Source organism: Streptomyces sp. NPDC048254 (assembly GCF_043201895.1).
Taxonomy (GTDB): domain Bacteria; phylum Actinomycetota; class Actinomycetes; order Streptomycetales; family Streptomycetaceae; genus Streptomyces.
In genome coordinates, this window is record NZ_JBICZJ010000002.1 from 166762 (window position 1) to 191889 (window position 25128).

29 protein-coding genes are annotated in these 25128 nt (G+C 67.6%); 25 read left to right on the top strand and 4 right to left on the bottom strand.

Annotation, left to right across the window (positions count from 1 at the left end; all coding sequences use genetic code 11):
• Nucleotides 1-60 precede the first annotated feature (60 nt).
• The 7 genes from ACGFZQ_RS05980 (at nt 61) to ACGFZQ_RS06010 (ending at nt 8882) form a co-directional block, all read left to right on the top strand.
• A complete protein-coding gene (locus ACGFZQ_RS05980) occupies nt 61-246 on the top strand; it encodes a hypothetical protein (RefSeq protein WP_393839363.1) in 186 nt (61 codons plus the stop codon).
• A gap of 20 nt (nt 247-266) precedes the next feature.
• Complete coding sequence (locus ACGFZQ_RS05985; RefSeq protein WP_393839364.1) at nt 267-665, top strand: hypothetical protein; 399 nt, start codon at nt 267-269, stop codon at nt 663-665.
• Nucleotides 666-1360: 695 nt separating this feature from the next.
• On the top strand, nt 1361-1732 hold the full coding sequence (gene rpsL, locus ACGFZQ_RS05990; RefSeq protein WP_003948652.1) for a 30S ribosomal protein S12: 372 nt from the start codon (nt 1361-1363) through the stop codon (nt 1730-1732).
• A 2-nt stretch (nt 1733-1734) separates the two neighbouring features.
• On the top strand, nt 1735-2205 hold the full coding sequence (rpsG, locus tag ACGFZQ_RS05995; RefSeq protein WP_007384059.1) for a 30S ribosomal protein S7: 471 nt from the start codon (nt 1735-1737) through the stop codon (nt 2203-2205).
• A 39-nt stretch (nt 2206-2244) separates the two neighbouring features.
• Complete coding sequence (gene fusA / locus ACGFZQ_RS06000; protein ID WP_351748606.1) at nt 2245-4371, top strand: elongation factor G; 2127 nt, start codon at nt 2245-2247, stop codon at nt 4369-4371.
• Nucleotides 4372-4527: 156 nt separating this feature from the next.
• Nucleotides 4528-5721, top strand: coding sequence for an elongation factor Tu (gene tuf, locus ACGFZQ_RS06005; protein ID WP_351748608.1), 1194 nt, complete (start codon nt 4528-4530; stop codon nt 5719-5721).
• Nucleotides 5722-5906: 185 nt separating this feature from the next.
• A complete protein-coding gene (locus tag ACGFZQ_RS06010) occupies nt 5907-8882 on the top strand; it encodes a glycosyl hydrolase 115 family protein (RefSeq protein WP_393839365.1) in 2976 nt (991 codons plus the stop codon).
• 49 nt (nt 8883-8931) lie between these two features.
• Here ACGFZQ_RS06010 and ACGFZQ_RS06015 read toward each other — a convergent pair whose 3' ends face one another.
• The 4 genes from ACGFZQ_RS06015 to ACGFZQ_RS06030 form a co-directional block, all read right to left on the bottom strand.
• Entirely contained in the window at nt 8932-9219 is a 288-nt protein-coding gene (locus ACGFZQ_RS06015; RefSeq protein ID WP_393839366.1) for a hypothetical protein, read from the bottom strand.
• A 111-nt stretch (nt 9220-9330) separates the two neighbouring features.
• Complete coding sequence (locus tag ACGFZQ_RS06020) at nt 9331-10173, bottom strand: FkbM family methyltransferase (RefSeq protein ID WP_393839367.1); 843 nt, start codon at nt 10171-10173, stop codon at nt 9331-9333.
• Between the two features lie 154 nt (nt 10174-10327).
• A complete protein-coding gene (locus ACGFZQ_RS06025; RefSeq protein WP_393839368.1) occupies nt 10328-10876 on the bottom strand; it encodes an isochorismatase family protein in 549 nt (182 codons plus the stop codon).
• A gap of 30 nt (nt 10877-10906) precedes the next feature.
• Nucleotides 10907-11251: a hypothetical protein gene (locus ACGFZQ_RS06030; protein ID WP_351748618.1), complete on the bottom strand. Its 345-nt coding sequence runs from the start codon at nt 11249-11251 to the stop codon at nt 10907-10909.
• A 78-nt stretch (nt 11252-11329) separates the two neighbouring features.
• Here ACGFZQ_RS06030 and ACGFZQ_RS06035 point away from each other — a divergent pair, with 78 nt between their 5' ends.
• The 18 genes from ACGFZQ_RS06035 (at nt 11330) to rpsQ (ending at nt 25010) form a co-directional block, all read left to right on the top strand.
• Nucleotides 11330-11977 carry a hypothetical protein gene (locus tag ACGFZQ_RS06035; RefSeq protein ID WP_393839369.1) on the top strand — a complete coding sequence of 216 codons (648 nt, stop codon included), beginning with the start codon at nt 11330-11332 and terminating at the stop codon, nt 11975-11977.
• A gap of 4 nt (nt 11978-11981) precedes the next feature.
• On the top strand, nt 11982-12440 hold the full coding sequence (locus ACGFZQ_RS06040) for a hypothetical protein (RefSeq protein ID WP_393839370.1): 459 nt from the start codon (nt 11982-11984) through the stop codon (nt 12438-12440).
• Nucleotides 12441-12455: 15 nt separating this feature from the next.
• Nucleotides 12456-13067, top strand: a complete 612-nt coding sequence (locus ACGFZQ_RS06045) for a hypothetical protein (RefSeq protein WP_393839371.1) — start codon at nt 12456-12458, stop codon at nt 13065-13067.
• Nucleotides 13068-13084: 17 nt separating this feature from the next.
• A complete protein-coding gene (locus ACGFZQ_RS06050) occupies nt 13085-13399 on the top strand; it encodes a hypothetical protein (RefSeq protein ID WP_393839372.1) in 315 nt (104 codons plus the stop codon).
• Between the two features lie 115 nt (nt 13400-13514).
• Nucleotides 13515-18143, top strand: a complete 4629-nt coding sequence (locus tag ACGFZQ_RS06055) for a DUF6531 domain-containing protein (protein ID WP_393839373.1) — start codon at nt 13515-13517, stop codon at nt 18141-18143.
• 27 nt (nt 18144-18170) lie between these two features.
• Nucleotides 18171-18383 (top strand): bacteriocin immunity protein, encoded by a 213-nt coding sequence (locus ACGFZQ_RS06060; RefSeq protein ID WP_351693732.1) that lies wholly within the window; start codon nt 18171-18173, stop codon nt 18381-18383.
• Nucleotides 18384-18859: 476 nt separating this feature from the next.
• Nucleotides 18860-19126 (top strand): hypothetical protein, encoded by a 267-nt coding sequence (locus tag ACGFZQ_RS06065; RefSeq protein ID WP_393839374.1) that lies wholly within the window; start codon nt 18860-18862, stop codon nt 19124-19126.
• Between the two features lie 505 nt (nt 19127-19631).
• Entirely contained in the window at nt 19632-19940 is a 309-nt protein-coding gene (gene rpsJ, locus ACGFZQ_RS06070) for a 30S ribosomal protein S10 (RefSeq protein WP_003948644.1), read from the top strand.
• 18 nt (nt 19941-19958) lie between these two features.
• Nucleotides 19959-20603 (top strand): 50S ribosomal protein L3, encoded by a 645-nt coding sequence (rplC, locus tag ACGFZQ_RS06075; protein ID WP_062706771.1) that lies wholly within the window; start codon nt 19959-19961, stop codon nt 20601-20603.
• A gap of 8 nt (nt 20604-20611) precedes the next feature.
• Entirely contained in the window at nt 20612-21268 is a 657-nt protein-coding gene (gene rplD / locus ACGFZQ_RS06080) for a 50S ribosomal protein L4 (RefSeq protein ID WP_351693717.1), read from the top strand.
• Nucleotides 21268-21687, top strand: coding sequence for a 50S ribosomal protein L23 (rplW, locus tag ACGFZQ_RS06085; protein ID WP_382528428.1), 420 nt, complete (start codon nt 21268-21270; stop codon nt 21685-21687). The genes rplD and rplW overlap by 1 nt, the downstream gene beginning before the upstream one ends.
• A gap of 38 nt (nt 21688-21725) precedes the next feature.
• Nucleotides 21726-22562: a 50S ribosomal protein L2 gene (gene rplB / locus ACGFZQ_RS06090; protein ID WP_189268841.1), complete on the top strand. Its 837-nt coding sequence runs from the start codon at nt 21726-21728 to the stop codon at nt 22560-22562.
• A gap of 12 nt (nt 22563-22574) precedes the next feature.
• Complete coding sequence (gene rpsS / locus ACGFZQ_RS06095; RefSeq protein ID WP_003948639.1) at nt 22575-22856, top strand: 30S ribosomal protein S19; 282 nt, start codon at nt 22575-22577, stop codon at nt 22854-22856.
• 43 nt (nt 22857-22899) lie between these two features.
• A complete protein-coding gene (gene rplV / locus ACGFZQ_RS06100; protein ID WP_003974262.1) occupies nt 22900-23247 on the top strand; it encodes a 50S ribosomal protein L22 in 348 nt (115 codons plus the stop codon).
• Entirely contained in the window at nt 23247-24074 is an 828-nt protein-coding gene (gene rpsC / locus ACGFZQ_RS06105; protein WP_093499641.1) for a 30S ribosomal protein S3, read from the top strand. Before rplV ends, rpsC begins: the two co-directional genes overlap by 1 nt.
• Before the next feature lie 5 nt (nt 24075-24079).
• The gene (rplP, locus tag ACGFZQ_RS06110; RefSeq protein ID WP_030788270.1) at nt 24080-24499 is read left to right on the top strand and encodes a 50S ribosomal protein L16; all 420 of its coding nucleotides are present in this window, start codon (nt 24080-24082) and stop codon (nt 24497-24499) included.
• Entirely contained in the window at nt 24499-24723 is a 225-nt protein-coding gene (gene rpmC, locus ACGFZQ_RS06115) for a 50S ribosomal protein L29 (protein WP_010036720.1), read from the top strand. Before rplP ends, rpmC begins: the two co-directional genes overlap by 1 nt.
• On the top strand, nt 24723-25010 hold the full coding sequence (gene rpsQ / locus ACGFZQ_RS06120) for a 30S ribosomal protein S17 (RefSeq protein ID WP_351748630.1): 288 nt from the start codon (nt 24723-24725) through the stop codon (nt 25008-25010). Before rpmC ends, rpsQ begins: the two co-directional genes overlap by 1 nt.
• The last annotated feature ends 118 nt before the right edge of the window (nt 25011-25128 follow it).

Here is a 25128-nt window from a genome sequence, read left to right on the forward strand (position 1 = left end):
CCTGCCGCAGTGGGCCAAGAGGAAAAACATCCCCCTCATCTCCGCAAGCAACATCGCGGAGTGGCTCAATCGTTCTGCTGTGCGCGGCTCTTCCCTCAGGAGTTGCTCGACATCATCTTCTCCGAGTCTGCGCACTCTGTCTGGACTTCTGTCACACGAAGTCTTGAAGCCATCGGGCAGGTGTCGAGCGCTCTCTGGGAGAGTGGTAACGACGAGAATGACATCGAATTCAACGAGGTGCGCTGACCGCTCGCGACATCTGGCGCATGAGCAAGGGTACGGAGAGAAATCCCCTCAGCCCTCGTGAGATCGAGGACGCACTTTCGCTCCTGAGCAATCCACTGCTGGCAGCCTCCGTCAGGACGAAGAACGGCGAATTCATCGCGACGGCACCGCCCCAACTTGTCGCGGCCCGACTGCGTACCTTCGCCGGCGCCCTGGAGGACGGCCTTCCCGGACTGGCCGGGTCGTCTGCCTCGGACCATCACGTGCTGTCGCCGGAGCAGGAGGAAGCCGCGGTGCGGAATCCCGGGCGGGCCACTCCTGACGTCGCCCCGGAACAGGTGGGGCGTTGGGCCAAGGCGAACGGGCGGCCGGTCAGTTCCAAGGGCCGCCTGCCGAACAGCCTCGTCGTCGAGGCCCTGGCCGCGGCCGAGGGCACCTGAACGGCACCCGCTACGGAATCCCGGTCTCGGAGATCACGTAGGGCGGGGACGGCTCCGGCGCCACCGCGGCCGTGGTGAAGAACACTGTCAGGCTCGGCGGATTGGGCGCCAGGGCCGACAACAGTGGGGGAGGGGTACCGGACGGAGACGAGGATCGCGGAGTCGTGGAGAAGCCACTCCGCGCCCGCCGGCGTGCGGGCCGACACCGGTGGTCTCCGAGACCGCTCGGATCAGGCCCGGACCAGCGGGAAGAGCGCTCTCGAGTGCTGTTCGGCAGAGCACGGACCCTCCCCAGAGGGAGGTCCCAGGGGGGCGCTCCGGGCACCCGACGAGCGGAGGGCCGGATCGTCTTGCGCAGCCCGGGACTCCGCGCCCACTCCCGTTCGCGTGTCGTTGGCTTTCGTGGTATGCCGGAGACCCCGGATAAAACCGCAGCTCACGCCCCCCACAACCGGTCCCCGCCCTTTTGTTTTGACCGGAGTGATTGCGCTAGGTACGCTCAGACCTTGTGCCTGGGGTGTGCCCTGACCCTCGTGCGTGCCTTCAAACCGCACCTGAGCGACGAAGTGGCCACCGTGATACGCGTCCCCTTCTGCTTCCCGGCAGGAGTCCGCGGGATCCGACACACCCGACCGCGTGGGTCGGCGATGTTCCAGGTTAGCTTCACCATTCGGCACACAGAAACCGGAGAAGTAGTGCCTACGATCCAGCAGCTGGTCCGCAAGGGCCGGCAGGACAAGGTCGAGAAGAACAAGACGCCCGCACTCGAGGGGTCCCCTCAGCGTCGTGGCGTCTGCACGCGTGTGTTCACGACCACCCCGAAGAAGCCGAACTCGGCCCTGCGTAAGGTCGCGCGTGTGCGTCTGACCAGCGGTATCGAGGTCACTGCTTACATTCCGGGTGAGGGACACAACCTGCAGGAGCACTCCATCGTGCTCGTGCGCGGCGGCCGTGTGAAGGACCTGCCCGGTGTTCGCTACAAGATCATCCGCGGCTCCCTTGACACCCAGGGTGTCAAGAACCGCAAGCAGGCCCGCAGCCGCTACGGCGCCAAGAAGGAGAAGTAAGAATGCCTCGTAAGGGCCCTGCCCCGAAGCGCCCGGTCATCATCGACCCGGTCTACGGTTCTCCTCTTGTCACCTCGCTCATCAACAAGGTGCTGCTGAACGGCAAGCGCTCCACCGCCGAGCGCATCGTGTACGGCGCCATGGAGGGCCTGCGCGAGAAGACCAGCAACGACCCGGTCATCACGCTCAAGCGCGCGCTGGAGAACATCAAGCCCACGCTTGAGGTCAAGTCCCGCCGTGTCGGTGGCGCCACCTACCAGGTGCCGGTCGAGGTCAAGCCCGGCCGCGCCAACACCCTGGCGCTGCGCTGGCTGGTCGGCTACTCCCGCGCCCGTCGCGAGAAGACCATGACCGAGCGTCTGCTCAACGAGCTTCTCGACGCTTCGAACGGCCTCGGTGCGGCCGTCAAGAAGCGCGAGGACACCCACAAGATGGCCGAGTCCAACAAGGCCTTCGCGCACTACCGCTGGTAGTCGCTACCCACATCGAGACCGAGAGAAGACTGAAGCCTTATGGCTACCACTTCACTTGACCTGGCCAAGGTCCGCAACATCGGGATCATGGCCCACATCGACGCGGGCAAGACGACCACTACCGAGCGGATCCTGTTCTACACCGGTGTGTCGTACAAGATCGGCGAGGTTCACGACGGCGCCGCCACCATGGACTGGATGGAGCAGGAGCAGGAGCGTGGCATCACGATCACCTCTGCTGCCACCACCTGTCACTGGCCGCTGGAAGACGTCGACCACACGATCAACATCATCGACACCCCGGGCCACGTCGACTTCACCGTCGAGGTGGAGCGTTCGCTCCGCGTGCTCGACGGTGCCGTGACGGTGTTCGACGGCGTCGCTGGTGTCGAGCCCCAGTCCGAGACTGTCTGGCGTCAGGCGGACCGCTACGGCGTGCCGCGTATCTGCTTCGTCAACAAGCTCGACCGGACCGGTGCCGAGTTCCACCGCTGTGTGGACATGATCAAGGACCGTCTGGGCGCGCAGCCGATCGTCATGCAGCTCCCGATCGGTGCCGAGGCCGACTTCCAGGGCGTCGTCGACCTGGTCACGATGAAGGCGCTCGTGTGGTCCGCCGAGGCCACCAAGGGCGAGATGTACGACGTCGTCGACATCCCGGCCACGCACACCGAGGCTGCCGAGGAGTACCGCGGCAAGCTGCTGGAGGCCGTGGCCGAGAACGACGAAGAGGTCATGGAGCTGTACCTGGAGGGCGAGGAGCCTTCCGAGGAGCAGCTGTACGCCGCGATCCGTCGCATCACCATCGCGTCCGGCAAGTCCAAGGACATCACGGTCACCCCGGTGTTCTGTGGTACCGCGTTCAAGAACAAGGGTGTTCAGCCCCTGCTCGACGCGGTCGTGCGCTACCTGCCCTCCCCGCTTGACGTCGAGGCCATCGAGGGCCACGCCGTCAACAACCCGGAGGAGGTCGTCAAGCGCAAGCCGTCCGACGACGAGCCGCTGTCCGCCCTCGCGTTCAAGATCATGAGCGACCCGCACCTGGGCAAGCTCACGTTCGTCCGGGTCTACTCGGGCCGCCTGGAGTCCGGCACGGCCGTGCTGAACTCCGTCAAGGGCCGCAAGGAGCGCATCGGCAAGATCTACCGCATGCACGCGAACAAGCGTGAGGAGATCGAGTCGGTGGGCGCCGGCGACATCATCGCCGTGATGGGTCTGAAGCAGACCACGACCGGTGAGACGCTGTGCGACGAGAAGAACCCGGTGATCCTGGAGTCCATGGACTTCCCGGCGCCGGTCATCCAGGTCGCCATCGAGCCCAAGTCCAAGGGTGACCAGGAGAAGCTGGGCATCGCGATCCAGCGCCTGGCCGAGGAGGACCCGTCCTTCCAGGTCCACTCGGACGAGGAGACCGGCCAGACCATCATCGGTGGCATGGGCGAGCTGCACCTCGAGGTGCTGGTCGACCGTATGCGCCGTGAGTTCAAGGTCGAGGCCAACGTCGGCAAGCCGCAGGTCGCCTACCGCGAGACGATCCGCAAGGCCGTCGAGCGCGTCGACTACACGCACAAGAAGCAGACCGGTGGTACCGGTCAGTTCGCCAAGGTGCAGATCGCGATCGAGCCGATCGAGGGCGGCGACGCCTCGTACGAGTTCGTGAACAAGGTGACCGGTGGCCGCATCCCGAAGGAGTACATCCCTTCGGTGGACGCCGGTGCGCAGGAGGCCATGCAGTTCGGCATCCTGGCCGGCTACGAGATGACGGGCGTCCGCGTCATTCTTCTCGACGGCGGCTACCACGAGGTCGACTCCTCCGAGCTCGCGTTCAAGATCGCCGGTTCGCAGGCCTTCAAGGAGGCCGCGCGCAAGGCGTCCCCCGTGCTCCTTGAGCCGATGATGGCCGTCGAGGTCACCACGCCCGAGGACTACATGGGTGAGGTCATCGGCGACATCAACTCCCGCCGTGGTCAGATCCAGGCCATGGAGGAGCGGGCCGGTGCCCGCGTCGTGAAGGGCCTCGTGCCCCTCTCGGAGATGTTCGGTTACGTCGGCGACCTGCGCAGCAAGACGTCCGGCCGGGCCAGCTACTCCATGCAGTTCGACTCCTACGCCGAGGTTCCGCGGAACGTCGCCGAGGAGATCATCGCGAAGGCCAAGGGCGAGTAACGCACCGCGCTACGACGCTTTAGGCTTGACCCCGGAGCCTCACGGGCCGTTCCTCCGCATTCGTGGCGGAATGGCCCGGGGCCCGGGAACCAACAGCAAAGATCACCTGGCGCCGATCGAATCAAGGCGTACAGAACCACTCCCAGGAGGACCCCAGTGGCGAAGGCGAAGTTCGAGCGGACTAAGCCGCACGTCAACATCGGCACCATCGGTCACATCGACCACGGTAAGACGACCCTCACGGCCGCCATTACCAAGGTGCTGCACGACGCGTACCCGGACCTGAACGAGGCCACCGCGTTCGACAACATCGACAAGGCGCCCGAGGAGCGTCAGCGCGGTATCACCATCTCCATCGCGCACGTCGAGTACCAGACGGAGACCCGTCACTACGCCCACGTCGACTGCCCGGGTCACGCGGACTACATCAAGAACATGATCACCGGTGCCGCGCAGATGGACGGTGCGATCCTCGTCGTCGCCGCCACCGACGGCCCGATGCCGCAGACCAAGGAGCACGTGCTCCTGGCCCGCCAGGTCGGCGTTCCGTACATCGTCGTCGCCCTGAACAAGGCCGACATGGTGGACGACGAGGAGATCCTGGAGCTCGTCGAGCTCGAGGTCCGTGAGCTGCTCTCCGAGTACGAGTTCCCGGGCGACGACCTGCCGGTCGTCAAGGTCTCCGCGCTCAAGGCCCTCGAGGGCGACTCCGAGTGGACGCAGTCCGTCCTCGACCTGATGAAGGCCGTCGACGAGTCCATCCCGGAGCCCGAGCGTGACGTCGACAAGCCGTTCCTGATGCCGATCGAGGACGTCTTCACGATCACCGGTCGTGGCACCGTCGTCACCGGTCGTATCGAGCGTGGTGTCCTCAAGGTCAACGAGACCGTCGACATCATCGGCATCAAGACCGAGAAGACCACCACCACGGTCACCGGCATCGAGATGTTCCGCAAGCTGCTCGACGAGGGCCAGGCCGGTGAGAACGTCGGTCTGCTCCTCCGTGGCATCAAGCGCGAGGACGTCGAGCGCGGCCAGGTCATCATCAAGCCGGGTTCGGTCACGCCGCACACCGAGTTCGAGGCGACCGCGTACATCCTGTCCAAGGACGAGGGTGGCCGTCACACGCCGTTCTTCAACAACTACCGCCCGCAGTTCTACTTCCGTACCACGGACGTGACCGGCGTCGTGACCCTCCCCGAGGGCACCGAGATGGTCATGCCGGGCGACAACACCGACATGAAGGTGGAGCTGATCCAGCCCATCGCCATGGAGGAGGGCCTGAAGTTCGCCATCCGTGAGGGTGGTCGCACGGTGGGCGCCGGCCAGGTCACCAAGATCAACAAGTGATCTCGGCCCGCAAGGGCTGACCCGGTAGGTATCTGAGAGGCCCGTACGACTCCGGTCGTACGGGCCTCTCGGCGTGTCGGCGTCTCGAAACTATTCGGCGCGTACGACCCCTGGCTCCCGGGAGCCACTCACCCCACCATTTGTCATGCCGCTGACCAAATTCGGGTGGAGAGGTGGGGTGCGCCATGTCCGTGCGCCGTAGAACCGTGCTGGGTGCCGCTGCCGTACCGGTGCTCTCGCCGGGGATCGCGTGGGCGGCCACGGCCGGCGATGGGCCGCGGGTGACGGACCCCGGGGCGTACATCTCCTTCACCGGCGGGGCGTTCTCCCTCGTCGGCGCCCCGGTCGTGGTGAGCGCCCAGGATCACCCCGGAGTCGTACGGGTGGCAGGCGACCTCCGTGCCGACATCGAGCGCGTGACCGGCGTACGCCCGGGCTCCACCGTCGCCCGGCACGCGGTGCTCGTCGGCACGATCGGCCGCAGCCCGCTGATCGACGGCCTGGCGGCGTCCGGCAAGCTGGACGTGACGGGGGTCAGGGGTCGTTGGGAGACCTCGCTCCAGGCGGTGGTCGAGCATCCGCTGCCCGGCGTGGAGAAGGCCTTCGTCATCGCGGGCAGCGACCCGCGCGGCACGATCTTCGGGGCGTACGACGTCTCGTACGGCATCGGGATCTCGCCCTGGTACTGGTGGGACGACGTCCCGCCGGTCCACCGCGACCGGGTGTGGGTGCTGCCGGGCCGCCACACCCAGGGCACGCCGGCGGTGAAATACCGCGGGTTCTTCATCAACGACGAGAACCCGGCGCTCGGGACCTGGGCGCCGGCCCACTTCGGACCCGGCAAGGCCCCGGGCTATCCCGGCGGCTTCAACGCGGACTTCTACGCGCGCGTCTTCGAGGTGCTGCTCCGGCTGAAGGGCAACTACCTCTGGCCGGCGGTGTGGGGGCGGGCGTTCGCGGAGGACGACCCGGAGAACCACCGCAGGGCCGCCGAGTACGGCGTTGTCATGGGCACGTCTCATGAGGCGCCGATGATGCGGGGGATCGAGGAGTGGAACCGCCACGCGGCCAACGGGACCGACCCCTACGGGGGCACCGGCGAGTGGTCGTACCTCCGCAACCCGACGGCGATCAGGGCGTACTGGCGGGCCGGTATCCAGCGGATGGTCGACCAGGGCTTCGAGGGCGTCGTCACCCTCGGCATGCGCGGCAACGGCGACACCGGACTCCCCGACGGCGACGGCATCGAACTGATGCGGGAGATCATCGCGGCACAGCGGGGGATCATCGAGGAGGTCACGGGCAGACCGGCCGCCGAGACCCCCCAGGTGTGGACGCTCTACAAGGAGGTCCAGCGCTACTGGGACCGGGGGCTGCGGGCCCCCGACGACGTCGCCGTGGTCCTGACGGACGACAACTGGGGCAACATCCGCAGGCACCCGTCCCCGGCGGAGCCCCGCAGCGGCGGACACGGCCTGTACTACCACTTCGACTACGTCGGGGCCGGCCGCAACTACAAGTGGGTCGACACGGCCAACCTGCGCAACGTCTGGGACCAGCTCCACCAGGCGCACGCCTACGGCAACCACGGCCTGTGGGTGGCCAACGTGGGCGACCTGAAGGGCAACGAACTGCCGACCCAGTTCTTCCTCGACTACGCCTGGAACCCCGAGCGCTGGGACATCGACCGGCTGGGTGAGTGGGAGCGGCGGTACGCGCGCCAGAACTTCGGCGAGGAGGTCGCGCGGGAGGCAGCCGAAGTGCTCGCCGCCTACGGCCGGTTGCAGGCGCGCCGCAAGCCGGAGCTGCTGAACCGCCGGATCACGCTCACGGACGACGGCCAGGTGGTGTACGACGATCAGCAGACGCCCTTCTCCTTCGAACACCGCGAGCTGGAGCGGGTGACGGAGGAGTGGCGGGAGCTGGGCAGAAGGGCGGCGCGGATCGAGCGCCGGCTGCCGGCGGCGGTACGGGACGCGTGGTTCGAGCTGGTCGGGTACGAGGTGACGGCGACCGCCAACCTGTACGCGCTGCGGGAGGCCGAGTTCACGAACCTGCGCTACGCCCGTGAGGGCAGAGCGGCGGCCAATGACCGTGCGGCGGAGGCGGAGCAGGGCCTGCTGCGGGACTTCGCCTTGGCCGAGCGGTTCGACTCCGCGGTGGCGGGCGGCAAATGGCAGGGTTTCCAGACCCAGCCGCACATCGACTACGGGGACGTGGACCGGTACGGCCCCAACGCGCCCTGGCAGCAGCCGGAGAAGGACAACGTGGCCCTGCCGGACGTCCTGTTCCCGGCGGTACGGCGGATCGAGGTGCCGGAGGCGGCGGGGCTGGGGGTGTCGGTGGACGGGGACGGGAACGCGCCGGGTCTGCCGTCGTTCAGCCCGTACCAGACCCGGCCGCAGCAGTACGTCGAGGTGTTCAACCGGGGCCGTACCCCCTTCGACTACCGGGTGGAGACGTCGGTGCCGTGGCTGCGGGTGGACCGTCCCCGGGGCCGGGTGGCGCGGCAGGTCCGGGTGGAGGTGCGGGTGGACTGGTCCCGGGCACCGGCCGGCCGGTCCGTGGGATCGCTGACGGTGAGCGGGGCGGGGGAGTCGGTGACGGTGGGCTGCGTCGCGGAGAGGCCGTCGGCGCGGGGGCTGCGGGGCTTCGTCGAGGCGGGCGGCTATGTGGCGATCGACGCGGAGCATCACGACCGCGCGGTGGGCGGCTGGCGCCGGCTGGAGGGCATCGGCCGGACCGGCGCGGGGATGACGGCGTGGCCGGTGACGGGGGGCTGGGGAGACGCGTGTCCCCGGCTGGAGTACGAGGTGACCCTGCTGTCGGCGGGGGAGGTGACGGTGTGGGCGTACCTGTCCCCGCGGAATCCGGCACTGCCGACGACGGCCGGCCTGCGCTGCGCGCTGTCCTTCGACGACGACCGCCCCCAGCCGGTGGACATCACCGCGGGCGCGGACGACGGCCTGCTGAACGTGGTGTGGGCGCGGAACACGTCGGACAACGTGAACCGGACGGCGACGCACCACACGGTGGGATCCGGAGTCCACCGCCTGAAGTTCTGGGCGGTGGACCCCACGGTGGTGGTACAGCGGCTGGTGATCGACACGGGCGGGCTGACGCCGACGTATCTGGGGCCGCTGGAGAGCCGTCGGGTCTAGGCGGTACGCCGGCCGGCTGCGGGGCCGGGATTCCCGGCGGCCGTTCACCTCAGGCCCGCTGCCGGAACAGGGCGACGGCCCGGTCGAACGCCGAGTCGCGGTTCTTCCGGAACTCCTCGTCGTCCTTGAGGCAGCTGACGGCGGTCGTCTGGTACTCCTGCACCCCTCGGCCGTCGACGGCGAGGACGGTCCCGTACCCGTCCATGCGCCATACGCCGTCCAGACGGCCCGTACCGCCCGCCAGGGCGGGCGGCGCTCCCACGACGCCCACGGCGGCGAGGCCCAGGGTCAGGGAACAGGCTGCGATGGAGACAGCGACGTTGCGACGCACGCTCACGATGACGTCCTTCCACCCACGCCACTTCCGCTTCCGACTGTCACGGTGCCGGACGCGGCCCGGGCCGACCATCCGGGACACAGGTGTGCCAGGGGTGGGGACAGCCTCAGTTCAGCCCTTCGGGGCGAAGAGCAGGTTCCGGGTGCGCGGGGGCCGGGGCTCCTGCCAGGGCACCAGTGTGCCGTCGGCCTCGGTGATCCAGTGGGCGTCGTAGCCGAGCGGCTCGAACTCGGCGAAGAGGTCGTCGAGGGGGGCGTTGACCAGGGCCTCGATCACCAGGAACGGCCGGTCGCGCTTCAGCACCTGGCGGGCCCCGTGCAGCACGGACATCTCATGGCCCTCCACGTCGATCTTGACGAGGTCCAGCTTGGTGTCGGCGAACACCTCGTCGAGCGTGACGAGCTGGATGTGCTGGAGCCGGGCGTCGGAGGCGACGCCCTCCAGGGTCGAACCGGTGGACAGCAGGTTCCCGGAGAAACGGACACTGATGTCGGCCCAGCCGGGCTTGCTGGAGACGCCGGCCTGGTGGAGCTTGACGTTCTGGACGCCGTTCGACCGGACGTTCACGGACAGCCGCGAGTGAATCTGGTCGACCGGCTCGAAGGAGTGCACCTTCGCTTTCGGATTGGCGTGCGCGGCGATCATCGAGAAGTAGCCGACATGGGCACCGACGTCCGCGATCGTCGCGCTCCGCGCCGCCAGCCGGGACCAGGTGCCGAGGGTTCCGGGCTCGTAGCCGAACCTCCCGTTCCACAGGGTGTCCATGGCTACCGCATCGTCGTTCACGCAGAACATCACAAACGGCGGACAGTACGGCGACTCGATGTCGACGTAGCCGCGGTACGGGAACTTCTTGCGGTGCTCGCGGATGATGTCCTTGGTGGTGACCGGCCTGACCGATGGTGCGTGGGCCAGCATGCGGGCGTTGGCGGCTTCGACCTCGGAAATACGCATTGGGCGATGGTAAAGCCAAGGTCAGAAAATGTCACAGGGTTTGGAAATGATCAGCAGGGGAACCAGGCAGACTTTTGTGAGCGGTATTTCCGGAGATTGTTCATTCCGAATAACCTGGAATTAACCCGTCCTTTTGCTTGGGCTGCAGACACGTTCACGTCGGCGAGTGGGGCGAGGCGGTGAAGCGGATCTCCGCCGCCGGTGTGACCGCGACCGACCGTCCCGCGTACCGGATGACCGAGAAGATTCCGTTGTGGTGGGCGACGATCTGCGCGGCCGTGGGTTCGGCGCCGGCCGGGCGTCCGATCGTCGTGTGGCCGTCGGCGACGAGGACGAGGTCGTAGCCGTGGGAGAGGGCGCTGCGGCTGGTGGAGTCGACGCAGTAGTCGGAGGCGTTGCCGGTGACGACGAGACGGCGGACGGCCAGCCCGGCCAGGACCTCGCCGAGCGCCGTGCCGAGGAAGGAGTCCGCGCTGTCCTTGTCGAGGACGACGTCCCCCGGCCGGGGCGTCAGCGTCGGATGGACTTCGAGCCACTCCGGGGGCACCTGATCGAACCGCTGCCGTAGGTAGACGACCGGTACGCCGGCCGCGCGGGCCCGCTCCGCGAGCTCGGCGACCCTGCCCAGGCAGGCCTCGCCGTCGTGGGCGTCCTTCAACAGGGCGCGCTGCATGTCGATGATGAGCAGTGCGGTGTCCGGCATACGGAGAGACCTGTCCCGGGAGAGCGCGTACTACTCCGCCTTGTTCCCGCCGCCGCCCTGTTGCTGTTCCTCCGGCCGCACCGCGTCCTTCGCCTTCTTCGCGAGGTCGTCGTCCAGCTTCTTGAACTCGCGGACCACGGTGTCGGACATGTCGGCGAGCGAGTCGATCTGCTTGGTGATGTCCTCGCGGCCGTCGTGCCAGTTGGACTCGAAGTCGTCGAGGGCGTCGTAGACCGTGCCGCTGCCGACGTCGTCCTTGTAGGACTCGAACATCTTCTTGGTGTGGTTGAGACGTTCCTTGATGGAGCGCAGCTGACGGCCGTAGTCCTCAAGTTCGCTCAGCGGTATCGCGAGGTCGCTCTTGCCTTTGCCCACGTGACCGTCCCCCGTTCGCGCATCTCGTAGTCTGGCCGCACCGTACATCACACCATCGGACGGGGGACGACGTACACCATGGCCCGCTATATGGAGACGCTCACCATCGAGCGCGGCGGATTCCGCATCAAGGTGCCGGAATCGTGGTGGGAGTTCGACGTACGGCCGGAGTCGCGGGACGACTCGATCCGGCGGATGGTGAACGAGCGGGTGGCCCAGCACCCGGAGCTCGCCCAGTACCGGGACACGTACGTCGGCTTCCTGCGCAAGTCCGCGGCCGACGCGTGGAAGTCGGGCGCGATGTACTGCGGCTGCATGGCGGAGAGCTTCGGCGGTGACACCCCGATCACGGGCTCGGTCACGGTGTCGCTGGTCGGCGGCCGGACCCGCGACGGCGCGCCGCTCTCCAACGACTCGGCAGCCATCGCCGCCCAGCTCGCGCCGAAGGAGGCGCACCGGGAGGGCGACTCCTGGCGGAAGGTGACGACCGTCGACATCCCCGGCGTCGGCCCCGCCGCCCGGACGTACGGCATCGAGGACATCCCGATCCCCGAGGACAGCCTCAACCGCACGATCCGCGCGGTCCTGATGCAGACGTTCATCCCGGTCCCCGGCCAGGAGGGCAAGGTCGCCCTGGTCGCCGGCAGCAGCCAGGTCCTGGACCTGGCCGACTCCTTCTTCGACATCTTCGACGCGATCACGTCGACGTTCCGGTTCGCGGGCTGACCTTGTGCGGTGGGAGACCGGCGAGGGTTTGCTGGGGCTCGCCGACCCCGCCGAGTGGGACGCCGCGTTCGAGCGCGGCGAGGACCATCTCGGCACGGCGGTGATCGGGCTGGCGTTCCACTGCCCGCTGGAGGAGGCGTCGCTCCGGATCGTCAAGGTGATGGGGTTCCCGGACGGTCTCCAGCGGACGAACGCCTTCGTCGCGGCCGGGCACGCGGCACGGCTCAACTGGCGGCTGACCCCGGAACTGTTCGCCGCCTTGCGGGCCGAGGGCCTCGGCGGCGTCGCGGAGCACCCGATCAGGGACACGCTGACCTTCGTGCCGTTCCGGGACCTGCCGCCCTGGTTCAAGCGCCGGTGGGTGTACGTGACGGTGCGGGACAAGCTGGAGTACTGGTGGCTGCGCTCCGCGGACGCGGTCGAGGACGGCCGGCGGGCCCTGCGCGGCCACCGCCACCGCTGAACGGATGGAGACACCGTGACGACGACCGCACGCGAAGAACTGCTACGACTTGTACCGCCACCACCGTCCGGGGACGCGACCGTGGACGACGCCGTCGACTGGGAACGAGTCGAGGGCGAGCCAGGGATCTCCCTGCCCGACGACTACAAGTGGCTGTCGGAGCGGTACGGACCGGGCGGCTTCGACGACTTCATGACGATCCTGCACCCGCGTTCACGGTACTGGCCGACCCGCCTCGTCGACGCCGCCGAACGCTCTGCCGAGTTGCTGGAGCGGATGCCGGAGAGCTTGAAGGAGAGAGTCCCGTACAAGATCGATCACCTGCTGGCGGCCGGGAAGACCGACAACGGAGACACGATCTACTGGGTCACCGACCCCGAAACCACTCCGAACGAATGGACCGTCACGGCGAACGGGGCACGCCACACCAAGTGGCCCCACTTCGACGGCGGACTCGTGGAGTTCCTCGTGGCCGTCCTCTCCGGCGCAACCCGCATGGACGTGTTCCCGAGCGACTTCCCCAGCGCCCGTCCCGCCTTCGCACCGCAGCCGGATCCGGCCGTTGTCCGCCGCCGCCCGAGGACGCGGCGGCCCGACCATCCGACGCCAGAACGGGCGCCGGAATGAGAACCGGGGAATTTCTTGTGGCGCTGGACCAGGGAATGCTGGAGTTCTTCCGGGAGATCACCGAAGTGCTGGTGACCAGGTTCGGTGTTTCTCCCGGAGAGGCGGTGGCGCGGGTCAACGCGGCCTTTGAAGGCGCGGAGACAGGACCCTATCCGGATCTCATGTGCCATGAGTTTCCCGAGTTCTGGGCCTACGGGCTCTACTTCGAGCCCAAGGAGGGGAGGACACCGGACGGGGATCCCGAAGAGGACCTGTCCGGCTGGGACGTGCGTCCGGCGCCGCCGAAGGGCTCACGCTTCTGGACCGTCGGCGACCGCCCTGGCGCCGCCTGAGGGCCCGGTCCACGGCCCAGCCTGACCGCCGGGCTTCACCTCGAACGACCGTTCCTTGTAAGTTCGCTTGTGCACAGGCTTGTTGACGGGGCACACGCGACGGGGGTTGCGGGTTATGGCGGGGTATCGGCCGGCGGACTGGCATCCACTCGACCTCGACCGGGACCCCACCCCGGGCGACCCGCAACGCGTCCGCTCGCTCGCCACACAGCTCCACGACTTCGCCGACGACGTCTCCGACGCCCTGCGCCTGGTCAAGGGCATGGCCGGCGAGGACACACTCCTGCAGTGGGCGGGCAAGTCCGCGGACGTCTTCAAGGAGCAGTTCAAGGACGTCCCGAAGAACCTGAAGAAGCTGAAGAAGTCGTACGAGATGTGCGGCGACGCGCTCGCCGACTACTGGCCGAAGCTGGAGCGGGCGCAGGCCCTGGCCGACAAGGCCCTGGCCAAGGCGAAGGAGGCCCAGTCGGATCTCTCCTCGGCCAAGTCCCGGCTGTCTTCCGCCGATTCCTGGGTCACCCGCGCCGGCAAGGAAGCCGACAAGTACAAGGACGATCCCACCGGCAGCAAGTCGGACGGTGACAAGCCGGACGAGGCGAAGGTGCGGGCCGCCACGCGGGACGTGCAGAGCGCCAAGTCGGCGCACACCAAGGCGCAGTCGGACGTCACCACCGCGCAGAACGCCCTCGACGCCGCGAAGAAGATGGCCGAGGACGCCCGGAAGATGCGGGACGACGCGGCGGGTGAGGCGAAGCGGAAGATCGACGAGGCCTCCGACGCGGGGATCCCGAACCGGCACTGGTGGCAGGACGTCGGCCACTGGTTCGAGGACAACTGGGACACCATCGTCACCGTCTGCAAGGTCGTCGTCGCGGTCGTCGGGATCATCGCGCTGATCATCGGCGGGCCCATCCTCGGCGCGATCGTCCTCGTGGCCGCCCTCGTCGTGCTCGCCGACACGCTCTACAAATACTCCAAGGGCCAAGCGTCTCTATGGGACGTGGCGTTCGCCGCGCTGGACTGCATACCCGGCGGCAAGGGCATCACGTCGCTCGGCAAGCTCGCCAAGGGCCTCAAGGAACTGAGGAACATCAAGGGCGGCATGAAGGCGATGGCTGGCGGCCTGCGGGGCCTCAAGTCCGCCCGAGGACTGCTCGCGGAAGGCTCAAAGGGCGCCTACAGCAGGCTGAAAGGCCTGATCAAAGGATGCGGCGACCCGATCGACCCGGCTACGGGCCATATGTACCTGGCGCAGACGGATGTCGCGTTGCCGGGCACCCTGGCCTTTGACTTCACCCGCCGCGCCTCCTCGGGTGGTCGCTCGGGCCGGTGGTTCGGGCCCAGTTGGTCCTCCACTGTCGACCAGCGTCTCGAAATCGACGAGCACGGAATCGTGTTCGTCACCGAGGACGGCATGCTGCTGGCCTATCCGCACCCCGAGGGGCCCGCGGCTTCCGTATCTCCTGAGAGCGGCCCTCTCTGGCCGCTGACCCGGCTGGACACGGGTGGCTACCTCATCACCGAGCCGCTCACGGGCATCAGCCGCCGCTTCGCCGCTCCTGCCGGTGGCGTGGCACTCCTGGAGCGAACAGCCGACCGCAACGACAACACCGTCGACTTCGACTACGACGACGAGGGTGCCCCTCAGGCCGTCCGCCACTCCGGTGGGTATCACCTCAGGCTCACCGTCGAAGACGGGCGCGTCATCGCGCTGGCACTGGCCGGCGCGGGCGAGGACGGGCGAGACGTCACGGTCAAGCGGTACGGATACACCGCCGGGAACCTCACCGAAGTCGCCGGCTCGGCAGCCACGCCGACGCGATTCACCTACGACGAGCGGCAGCGCATCACGTCGTGGCAGGACACGAACCTCCGCCGTTATTCGTACACCTACGACGAGCAGGACCGGTGCATCGCCCAAGGCGGTGAGGCCGGGCACATGGCCAACACCTTCGCCTACGACCAGGCCGCACCGGCCTGGCCCGACCGCCGTGTCACGGAGATCACCAGCGCGGACGGTGCCACCAGCCGTTTCGTCGTCGACGAGCGTTCCCTCGTCATCGCCGAGATCGACCCGCTGGGCGGCATGGTGCGCACCGACCATGACACCCACCAGCACGTCACCTCGACGACGGATCAGCTCGGCCACACCACGCGGATCAGCGTCAACGAACTGGGGCAGCCGGTCGCGATCACGGGGCCCGACGGCGTCACGGTCCGCTACGAGTACAACGATCTCCATCTCACTACGTGCGTGAACCTGCCGGACGGCACCTCATGGCGTTACTCCTACGACGAACGCGGCAACTGCACGTCGATCACCGATCCAGGCGGGGCGACCTCTCGCAGCACCTACACACCGGAAGGTCATCCCCTTACCGTCACCGACCCTCTGGGCCGCACGACCACCGTGCGTTGCGATCGTGCGGGCATGCCTCTCGAGGTCACCGACCAGCTAGGCGCCACCGGCTGGGAACGAGACGCCTTCGGGAACCCCGTCACCATCACCGACGAGTTGGGGCACACCACGCGACTGTCCTGGTCGACGGAGGGCCGGCTTCTGCGCCGTGTCACACCGGACGGTGCCGTGGAGGAGTGGAGCTACGACGGCGAGGGCAACTGCACGAGCCACACCGATCAGTTGGGGCAGGTATCCCGTTCCGACTACACCCACTTCGACCTGCTCGCGGCCCGCACAGGTCCGGACGGGGCTCGCCATGAGTTCTCCTACGACGCGTCCCTGCGCCTCGTCCGCGTCACCAACCCCCTGGGCATGGCCTGGAGCTACGACTACGACCAGGCCGGTCGACTGACATCGGAGACCGACTTCGACGGCCGCGTTCTCACGTATGCCCACGATGCCGCCGGGCGCCTCGTCTCCCGCACCGACGCACTCGGCCAGACCATCACCTGCACATACGACGCCCTTGGCCAGCTGATACGCAAGGACTCGTGCGGGACCGTCACCACCTGGGCGTACGACCAACTGGGCAACCTCACGCACGCCGCCGGACCCGACTCCGCGCTCACCCTCGAGCGCGACAGCGTCGGCCGTCTCCTGGCCGAGACGGTCAACGGACGGACCGTGACCTATTCCTATGACGCGGCGGGGCAGCTCGTGGGCCGTGTCACTCCTTCCGGTGCCACGAGCAGCCGTACCTACGCCGAAGCAGGGCGGCTCACCCGTCTCGTCACCTCCGGGCGAGTCATCGACTTCGAGCACGATTCGGCGGGCCGAGAGGTGACGCGGCGCATCGGCACCGCCGCGACCCTGGCCCAGGCGTTCGACGAGGTGGGGCGCCTGACGAGCCAGACGATCACGCGCACCGACATCCGGCCCGTCCTGCACCGGTCTTTCGCCTACCGGGCCGACGGGAATCTGACCGGGGTCGACGCCTCGGTCCTCGGAAGCCGTCGTTTCGATCTGGACGCGGCCGGGCGGGTCACCGCGGTGCGGGCGGAGAACTGGACCGAGACCTACGCCTACGACAGTGCCGGTAACCAGACCCAGGCCGACTGGCCCCACACCCACCCCGGCCACGAAGCCACCGGAGACCGCGCCTACCGCGGTACTCGTCTCACGCGGGCCGGGAAGGTCCGCTACGAACATGACGGCCTCGGCCGGGTGACCCTGCGGCAGAAGACACGGTTGTCCCGCAAGCCCGACACCTGGCGCTACACCTGGGACGCCGAGGACCGGCTCGTCTCGGTCGTCACACCCGACGGCACGCGCTGGCGGTACACGTATGACCCACTGGGGCGCAGGACGGCGAAACTGCGTCTTGCCGACGACGGTGTCACCGTGGTCGAACAGGTCGATTTCACCTGGGACGGCACGGCTCTCTGCGAACAGACCACCACGTCGACGTCGGTCGACACCTCGGTCACCCTCACCTGGGACCACCACGGCCTGGCGCCGATAGCCCAGACGGAGCGGAAGTCGGCCGCGGACGCACCTCAGGACGAGATCGATTCCCGCTTCTTCGCCATCGTCACCGACGTCGTCGGCACTCCCACCGAACTCGTCGACGAAACCGGGAACGTCGCCGGGCGGGCCCGCAGCACCCTGTGGGGTGTCACCGCGTGGGCGGCGGACGGCACTGCTCACACACCGCTCCGCTTTCCGGGTCAGTACCACGACCTGGAAACGGGCCTGCACTACAACTTCTTTCGCCACTACGACCCTGAAACGGCCCTCTACCTCACCCAGGACCCGCTCGGACTGGAGCCCGCCCCAAACCCCGTTGCATATGTGCACAATCCGCACACATGGGGTGATCCTCTCGGTCTGACCCCCTGCGAGATCGCGGCCCGGAAGAGTGCGACGGAGCTTCGCAATTCTCCGGGCATGGTCACAGGAGGTGACCGGCTTCCGGATATCACCGGTAAGTGGCTGAGGGGGAGCCATGGAAATGCGGGGAGAATTCCAGGACAGGTGGCCCGAGGACTGCAGGGGCGCGAGTTCAAGAGTTTCGACCACTTCAGGGCGGCGTTCTGGGAAGAGGTCTCGAAGAATCCGGAACTGGCCGGACAGTTCAAGAAGTCCGGCCAGACCGCCATGGCCGAGGGGAAGGCGCCTTTCACCGCAGCCGGTCAGGCCATTCCGGGCCAGGGCCGTTACGTGCTGCATCACGTCCAGCCCATCGGGCGAGGCGGCGGTGTATACGACCTCGACAACCTGGTGGTCGTAACGCCGCGATATCATAAGGAGGTGCTGGAGGGTGGCTACCATTTCGGCAGCTAGCAGGATCAGGTCGAGGGGAAGTATTACGTGATCTCGAAAACACGTGAAGAACTCGTTCAGATGGTTCAGCAGCTCATTGACGCACGTCTGCCCGAGGCGGAGGAAGACGCGTTGGTAGAGGAACTGAAGCGGAGTGTGCCGCATCCTCGGGTAACCGATCTGATCTACTACTCGGACCGGGATCTCACGGCTGAGGAAGTGGTGGATCAGGCACTGGCCTACCGGCCGATCGAGCTGTGAGCCAGGCGTTCTCCCGGCGGCGCGCGGAGCGATGGTGACCCTGGCCGACCCGGACACCCCGGAAGGCGGTCCGGACCGGATCGGTGCGACCCGCGTCACGGCGGGCGGCCGGACTCCATGACCTCTGACCCGTCCTCCGCACCGGCCTCCGTATCGAGCCCCTCGGTCCCTTCGGCCGTGTAGCGCCTCCTGGTCGGCACGAGGAGCCTGAGGACGCTGCGCCTGGGCGATTCGCTGATCGATCTGAAGCGCCGGCAGTTCCAGGGGCCGCGGGTCGCTCTGCCGGACTCGTTCGAGGCCGAGTGGACCGGTGATCCCAAGGCGCGCAAGGCCGACTTCGCCTCCGACTGTCCGGGCGCGCCGATGCTGAGCCGGGGCCTCGTCGACCGGGTAGGGCAGGAGCAGTTGGAGCGGGCCGGTCGGCTGGTCCCGTCCGTACACCGGGCCCTGGGCCGCACGACGACGCCCTGTACGTGGTGGAGTCTCTCGTGGACTGCGTGGACACCCGCAGGTCGGCCCGGCCGAAGAAGGCCACCGGAGAGATGCGGAAGACGGTCTTCCGTCCGGAGGCGGTGCCTGTCGAGCTGTCGGCGTTCCGGGTTCCGCAGTTTCCCGTCGCGGTGTGCTGGACCGGCTGGATGCGTGATCTGCTCGGCGAGATCCTCGGAGGCGATCTGGAGGGCCGCCTGCTGTGGTCACCGGAGCCGTCCGCCGCTCCGCACCTCGATCCGTGGGGGTTGTGATCCCCGCGAGCGGCGCGTCACCCGTCGGACGTGCGCTGCGTCACTCGACGATCATGGCGCCGGGGGACGCGCTCGGCCTCGTGTTTGACCTACGTCACCCTGGGGGTATTCTCTCCGGCCCGATTGGCCAGCCCCCCGCCCTCTATGGCAGACTGTCGGAGTTGCTCGGTCGAGTGTTGATGCTGTGCGCCTCCCGCCGGGAGGACCGGAAGCGAGTCCCACAGTACTCGTCGTCCTAACTGCCCCAGGGCAGCACTGGGACGGACGTACGGGAATCTTTCGGGAAGCGCGGTGCGGCACCGGCCAGGCGCCCGGTGGGCCTTTCGCCCTCGGCTTGCGGTTCCGGAAGGGCCGTGTGCATTCCCCGCAGGGATGTTCGAACAAGGGGCATCTGTGTCAGCGGGAGCGCGACACGCCCGACCGCGTGGGTCGGAGGATGTGAAGGCAGCAGAAGGAATCCGCCGGGTTCCAGAGCGTTAAACAGAGACAGGACTACTGAGTAGCCATGGCGGGACAGAAGATCCGCATCCGGCTCAAGGCCTACGACCACGAGGTCATCGACTCCTCGGCGAAGAAGATCGTCGAGACGGTGACCCGCACTGGTGCGTCGGTCGCGGGCCCGGTGCCGCTGCCCACTGAGAAGAACGTGTACTGCGTCATCAAGTCGCCGCACAAGTACAAGGACTCGCGCGAGCACTTCGAGATGCGCACGCACAAGCGCCTGATCGACATTCTCGACCCCACCCCCAAGACCGTTGACTCTCTGATGCGACTCGACCTCCCGGCCGGTGTCGACATCGAGATCAAGCTCTGAGGGTCGGTGAGCTGAGTAATGGCTAAGCAGATCAAGGGCATCCTGGGCGAGAAGCTCGGCATGACGCAGGTGTGGGACGAGAACAACCGTGTCGTCCCGGTCACCGTCGTCAAGGCCGGCCCCAACGTCGTCACCCAGGTCCGTACCAATGACGTCGACGGCTACGAGTCGGTCCAGATCGCCTTCGGCGAGATCGACCCGCGCAAGGTGAACAAGCCCCTCAAGGGCCACTTCGCCAAGGCCGACGTCACCCCCCGCCGTCACCTTGTCGAGATCCGTACGGCCGACGCCTCCGAGTACACCCTCGGTCAGGAAGTCACCGCCGAGGTCTTCGAGGCCGGCGTGAAGGTCGACGTCACCGGCAAGAGCAAGGGCAAGGGCTTCGCCGGTGTCATGAAGCGTCACAACTTCAAGGGCCTCGGCGCCGGTCACGGCACCCAGCGCAAGCACCGCTCTCCCGGTTCCATCGGTGGCTGCGCCACCCCGGGCCGTGTGTTCAAGGGCCTCCGCATGGCGGGTCGCATGGGCAACGAGCGCGTCACCACCCAGAACCTGACCGTCCACGCCGTTGACGCGGAGAAGGGTCTGCTGCTCATCAAGGGCGCGGTTCCCGGTCCGAACGGCGGCCTCGTCCTGGTCCGCACCGCGGCCAAGGGGGCCTGAGGTAACCGATGAGCACTGTTGACATCCTTTCGCCTGCCGGCGAGAAGACCGGTAGCGTCGAGCTCCCCGCGGAGATCTTCGGCGTGGAGAAGGTCAGCATCCCGCTGATCCACCAGGTCGTCGTCGCGCAGAACGCGGCCGCCCGCCAGGGCACGCACAAGACGAAGACCCGTGGCGAGGTCCGTGGTGGCGGCAAGAAGCCGTACCGCCAGAAGGGCACCGGCCGCGCCCGTCAGGGCTCGACCCGCGCCCCGCAGTTCGCCGGCGGTGGCGTCGTCCACGGCCCGCAGCCGCGTGACTACTCGCAGCGCACCCCGAAGAAGATGAAGGCTGCCGCTCTGCGTCACGCCCTCACCGACCGGGCGCGCCACAACCGCATCCACGTCGTCTCCGGCGTGGTCGAGGGCGAGAACCCCAGCACCAAGGCCGCTCGCACGCTGTTCGGCAAGATCTCGGAGCGCAAGAACCTGCTCCTGGTCGTCGACCGCGCCGACGAGGCCGCGTGGCTGTCCGCCCGAAACCTGCCCCAGGTCCACATCCTGGAGCCGGGCCAGCTGAACACGTACGACGTGATCGTCTCGGACGACGTGGTCTTCACCCAGGCCGCTCTCGAGTCCTTCGTCGCCGGCCCGAAGGCCAACGACACCGAAGGGACCGAGGTCTGATGGCTACCCGTCACCCGAGCATCGCCTCGAAGGCCGCCAAGGCCGCCAAGGCCGCGCGCGTCGCCAAGGCGCGCCGCCACGAGGCCGAGGGCAAGAACACCGTCGAGACCCCGCTGAGCAAGTCCTTCACGGACCACCGTGACGTGCTGCTCAAGCCGGTCGTCTCGGAGAAGAGCTACGCGCTTCTCGACGAGGGCAAGTACACGTTCGTCGTCGCCCCGGGCGCCAACAAGACCCAGATCAAGCAGGCCGTCCAGGCGGTCTTCGACGTCAAGGTCACCGGGGTCAACACCCTGAACCGCCAGGGCAAGCGCAAGCGCACCAAGACCGGTTTCGGTCAGCGCGCGGGCTCCAAGCGCGCGATCGTGACCCTCGCCGAGGGCGACCGTATCGACATCTTCGGCGGTCCGACCGCGTAAGCGGGTCGGATCGTCCGATATCGGACGAGGACTGAGAAATGGGAATCCGCAAGTACAAGCCGACTACGCCGGGCCGTCGTGGCGCCAGCGTCGCCGACTTCGTCGAGGTCACGCGGTCCACGCCGGAGAAGTCGCTGGTCCGCCCGCTGCACAGCAAGGGCGGCCGTAACAACGCCGGTCGTGTGACCGTTCGCCACCAGGGTGGCGGACACAAGCGCGCCTTCCGAGTGATCGACTTCCGTCGTCACGACAAGGACGGCGTGCCGGCGAAGGTCGCGCACATCGAGTACGACCCCAACCGCACCGCGCGCATCGCGCTGCTGCACTACGCGGACGGCGAGAAGCGCTACATCCTCGCCCCGCGCAACCTGCAGCAGGGCGACACCGTGGAGAACGGTCCCGGGGCCGACATCAAGCCGGGCAACAACCTGGCCCTCCGCAACATCCCGGTCGGTACCACGATCCACGCGATCGAGCTCCGTCCCGGTGGCGGTGCCAAGTTCGCCCGCTCCGCGGGTGCCTCGGTGCAGCTGCTCGCCCGTGAGGGCGCCATGGCGACCCTCCGTATGCCGTCCGGCGAGATCCGCATGGTGGACGCGCGCTGCCGCGCCACCGTCGGTGAGGTCGGCAACGCCGAGCAGTCGAACATCAACTGGGGCAAGGCCGGCCGCAAGCGGTGGCTGGGCGTTCGCCCGACCGTCCGTGGTGTCGTCATGAACCCGGTCGACCACCCGCACGGTGGTGGTGAGGGCCGGACGTCCGGTGGTCGTCACCCCGTCTCCCCGTGGGGCAAGAAGGAAGGTCGTACTCGTTCGCCCAAGAAGGCGTCGAACAAGTACATCGTCCGCCGCCGCAAGACGAACAAGAAGCGTTAAGGACTGGTTGAGATGCCTCGTAGCTTGAAGAAGGGGCCCTTCGTAGACGACCACCTGATCAAGAAGGTGGATGTCCAGAACGAAGCCGGCACCAAGAACGTCATCAAGACCTGGTCCCGTCGCTCGATGATCGTCCCGGCCATGCTCGGTCACACGATCGCGGTGCACAACGGCAAGACCCACATCCCGGTGTTCGTCACCGAGTCGATGGTCGGCCACAAGCTCGGCGAGTTCTCGCCGACCCGCACCTTCCGGGGCCACGTCAAGGACGACCGGAAGTCGAAGCGCCGCTAACAGCGGATCGCATTCAGACACGTAAGAAACTGAAGGGACAACCATGGAAGCCAGGGCCCAGGCGCGGTACATCCGCGTCACGCCCATGAAGGCCCGCCGAGTGGTGGACCTCATCCGTGGCATGGACGCCACGGAGGCCCAGGCTGTTCTGCGATTCGCTCCGCAGGCAGCCTCCGTGCCGGTCGGCAAGGTGCTCGACAGCGCCATCGCCAACGCCGCGCACAACTACGACCACACCGACGCCGACAGCCTCTTCATCTCCGAGGCATACGTCGACGAGGGTCCGACCCTGAAGCGGTTCCGGCCGCGCGCCCAGGGCCGTGCCTACCGGATCCGCAAGCGGACCAGCCACATCACCGTGGTCGTCAGCAGCAAGGAAGGAACCCGGTAATGGGCCAGAAGGTTAACCCGCATGGGTTCCGGCTCGGTGTCACCACGGACTTCAAGTCCCGGTGGTACGCCGACAAGCTGTACAAGGACTACGTCAAGGAAGACGTCGCCATCCGTCGGATGATGACGTCCGGCATGGAGCGCGCCGGTATCTCGAAGGTCGAGATCGAGCGCACCCGTGACCGTGTCCGCGTGGACATCCACACCGCGCGTCCGGGCATCGTCATCGGCCGCCGCGGCGCCGAGGCCGACCGCATCCGCGGTGACCTGGAGAAGCTGACCGGCAAGCAGGTCCAGCTGAACATCCTCGAGGTCAAGAACCCGGAGACGGACGCTCAGCTGGTGGCCCAGGCCGTCGCCGAGCAGCTGTCCTCCCGCGTCTCCTTCCGTCGCGCCATGCGTAAGAGCATGCAGTCGGCGATGAAGGCGGGCGCCAAGGGCATCAAGATCCAGTGCGGTGGCCGCCTCGGCGGCGCCGAGATGTCCCGCTCGGAGTTCTACCGCGAGGGCCGTGTGCCCCTGCACACGCTCCGCGCGAACGTGGACTACGGCTTCTTCGAGGCCAAGACGACCTTCGGCCGTATCGGTGTGAAGGTCTGGATCTACAAGGGCGACGTCAAGAACATCGCCGAGGTCCGCGCCGAGAACGCCGCAGCCCGCGCCGGCAACCGCCCGGCCCGTGGCGGTGGCGCTGGTGACCGCCCGGCCCGTGGTGGCCGTGGTGGCGAGCGGCGCGGTCGCAAGCCGCAGCAGGCTCCCGCTGCCGAGGCCCCCCAGGCCGAGGCCGCTGCCGCTCCGGCTGCTGAGAGCACCGGAACGGAGGCCTGACCGACATGCTGATCCCCCGTAGGGTCAAGCACCGCAAGCAGCACCACCCGAAGCGTCGTGGTGAGGCCAAGGGCGGTACCACGGTCGCGTTCGGCGAGTACGGCATCCAGGCCCTCACGCCGGCGTACGTGACCAACCGCCAGATCGAGGCGGCTCGTATCGCGATGACCCGCCACATCAAGCGTGGCGGCAAGGTCTGGATCAACATCTACCCGGACCGCCCGCTGACGAAGAAGCCTGCCGAGACCCGCATGGGTTCCGGTAAGGGTTCTCCGGAATGGTGGATCGCGAACGTGCACCCGGGCCGGGTCATGTTCGAGCTGTCCTACCCCAACGAGAAGATCGCCCGTGAGGCCCTGACTCGCGCAGCCCACAAGCTGCCGATGAAGTGCCGGATCGTCAAGCGCGAGGCAGGTGAAGCGTGATGTCGGCCGGTACCAAGGCGTCCGAGCTGCGCGAGCTGGGCAACGAGGAGCTGCTGAACAAGCTCCGCGAGGCCAAGGAAGAGCTGTTCAACCTCCGCTTCCAGGCGGCGACGGGTCAGCTCGAGAACCACGGTCGGCTCAAGGCCGTCCGTAAGGACATCGCGCGGATCTACACCCTGATGCGTGAGCGCGAGCTGGGCATCGAGACGGTGGAGAGCGCCTGATGAGCGAGAGCAACGTGACTGAGAACGCAACCGAGGCGCGCGGTTTCCGCAAGACCCGTGAGGGTCTCGTCGTCAGCGACAAGATGGACAAGACCGTCGTCGTCGCCGTCGAGGACCGCGTGAAGCACGCGCTGTACGGCAAGGTCATCCGCCGTACGAACAAGCTCAAGGCGCACGACGAGCAGAACGCCGCGGGCGTCGGCGACCGTGTCCTCCTCGCGGAGACCCGGCCGCTGTCCGCGACGAAGCGCTGGCGCATCGTCGAGATCCTCGAGAAGGCCAAGTAGGTAATTCCCGCAAGGGAATTCCAAAAAAGTACGTTCCTGCGGGGCATTCCTCGCAGGACAGTTCCGCCAGGCTCGGCAGGGGTTCCGTAACAGGACCCCTGCCGGGAACCGGCAGACA

Coding starts and splice junctions, on each gene's coding strand:
- ACGFZQ_RS05985 (WP_393839364.1), top strand. CDS start 267: ATGAGCAAGGGTACGGAGAGAAATCCCCTCAGCCCTCGTGAGATCGAG.
- rpsG (WP_007384059.1), top strand. CDS start 1,735: ATGCCTCGTAAGGGCCCTGCCCCGAAGCGCCCGGTCATCATCGACCCG.
- fusA (WP_351748606.1), top strand. CDS start 2,245: ATGGCTACCACTTCACTTGACCTGGCCAAGGTCCGCAACATCGGGATC.
- ACGFZQ_RS06010 (WP_393839365.1), top strand. CDS start 5,907: ATGTCCGTGCGCCGTAGAACCGTGCTGGGTGCCGCTGCCGTACCGGTG.
- ACGFZQ_RS06020 (WP_393839367.1), bottom strand. CDS start 10,173: ATGCGTATTTCCGAGGTCGAAGCCGCCAACGCCCGCATGCTGGCCCAC.
- ACGFZQ_RS06025 (WP_393839368.1), bottom strand. CDS start 10,876: ATGCCGGACACCGCACTGCTCATCATCGACATGCAGCGCGCCCTGTTG.
- ACGFZQ_RS06035 (WP_393839369.1), top strand. CDS start 11,330: ATGGCCCGCTATATGGAGACGCTCACCATCGAGCGCGGCGGATTCCGC.
- ACGFZQ_RS06055 (WP_393839373.1), top strand. CDS start 13,515: ATGGCGGGGTATCGGCCGGCGGACTGGCATCCACTCGACCTCGACCGG.
- rpsJ (WP_003948644.1), top strand. CDS start 19,632: ATGGCGGGACAGAAGATCCGCATCCGGCTCAAGGCCTACGACCACGAG.
- rplC (WP_062706771.1), top strand. CDS start 19,959: ATGGCTAAGCAGATCAAGGGCATCCTGGGCGAGAAGCTCGGCATGACG.
- rplD (WP_351693717.1), top strand. CDS start 20,612: ATGAGCACTGTTGACATCCTTTCGCCTGCCGGCGAGAAGACCGGTAGC.
- rplW (WP_382528428.1), top strand. CDS start 21,268: ATGGCTACCCGTCACCCGAGCATCGCCTCGAAGGCCGCCAAGGCCGCC.
- rplB (WP_189268841.1), top strand. CDS start 21,726: ATGGGAATCCGCAAGTACAAGCCGACTACGCCGGGCCGTCGTGGCGCC.
- rpsS (WP_003948639.1), top strand. CDS start 22,575: ATGCCTCGTAGCTTGAAGAAGGGGCCCTTCGTAGACGACCACCTGATC.
- rplV (WP_003974262.1), top strand. CDS start 22,900: ATGGAAGCCAGGGCCCAGGCGCGGTACATCCGCGTCACGCCCATGAAG.
- rpsC (WP_093499641.1), top strand. CDS start 23,247: ATGGGCCAGAAGGTTAACCCGCATGGGTTCCGGCTCGGTGTCACCACG.
- rplP (WP_030788270.1), top strand. CDS start 24,080: ATGCTGATCCCCCGTAGGGTCAAGCACCGCAAGCAGCACCACCCGAAG.
- rpmC (WP_010036720.1), top strand. CDS start 24,499: ATGTCGGCCGGTACCAAGGCGTCCGAGCTGCGCGAGCTGGGCAACGAG.
- rpsQ (WP_351748630.1), top strand. CDS start 24,723: ATGAGCGAGAGCAACGTGACTGAGAACGCAACCGAGGCGCGCGGTTTC.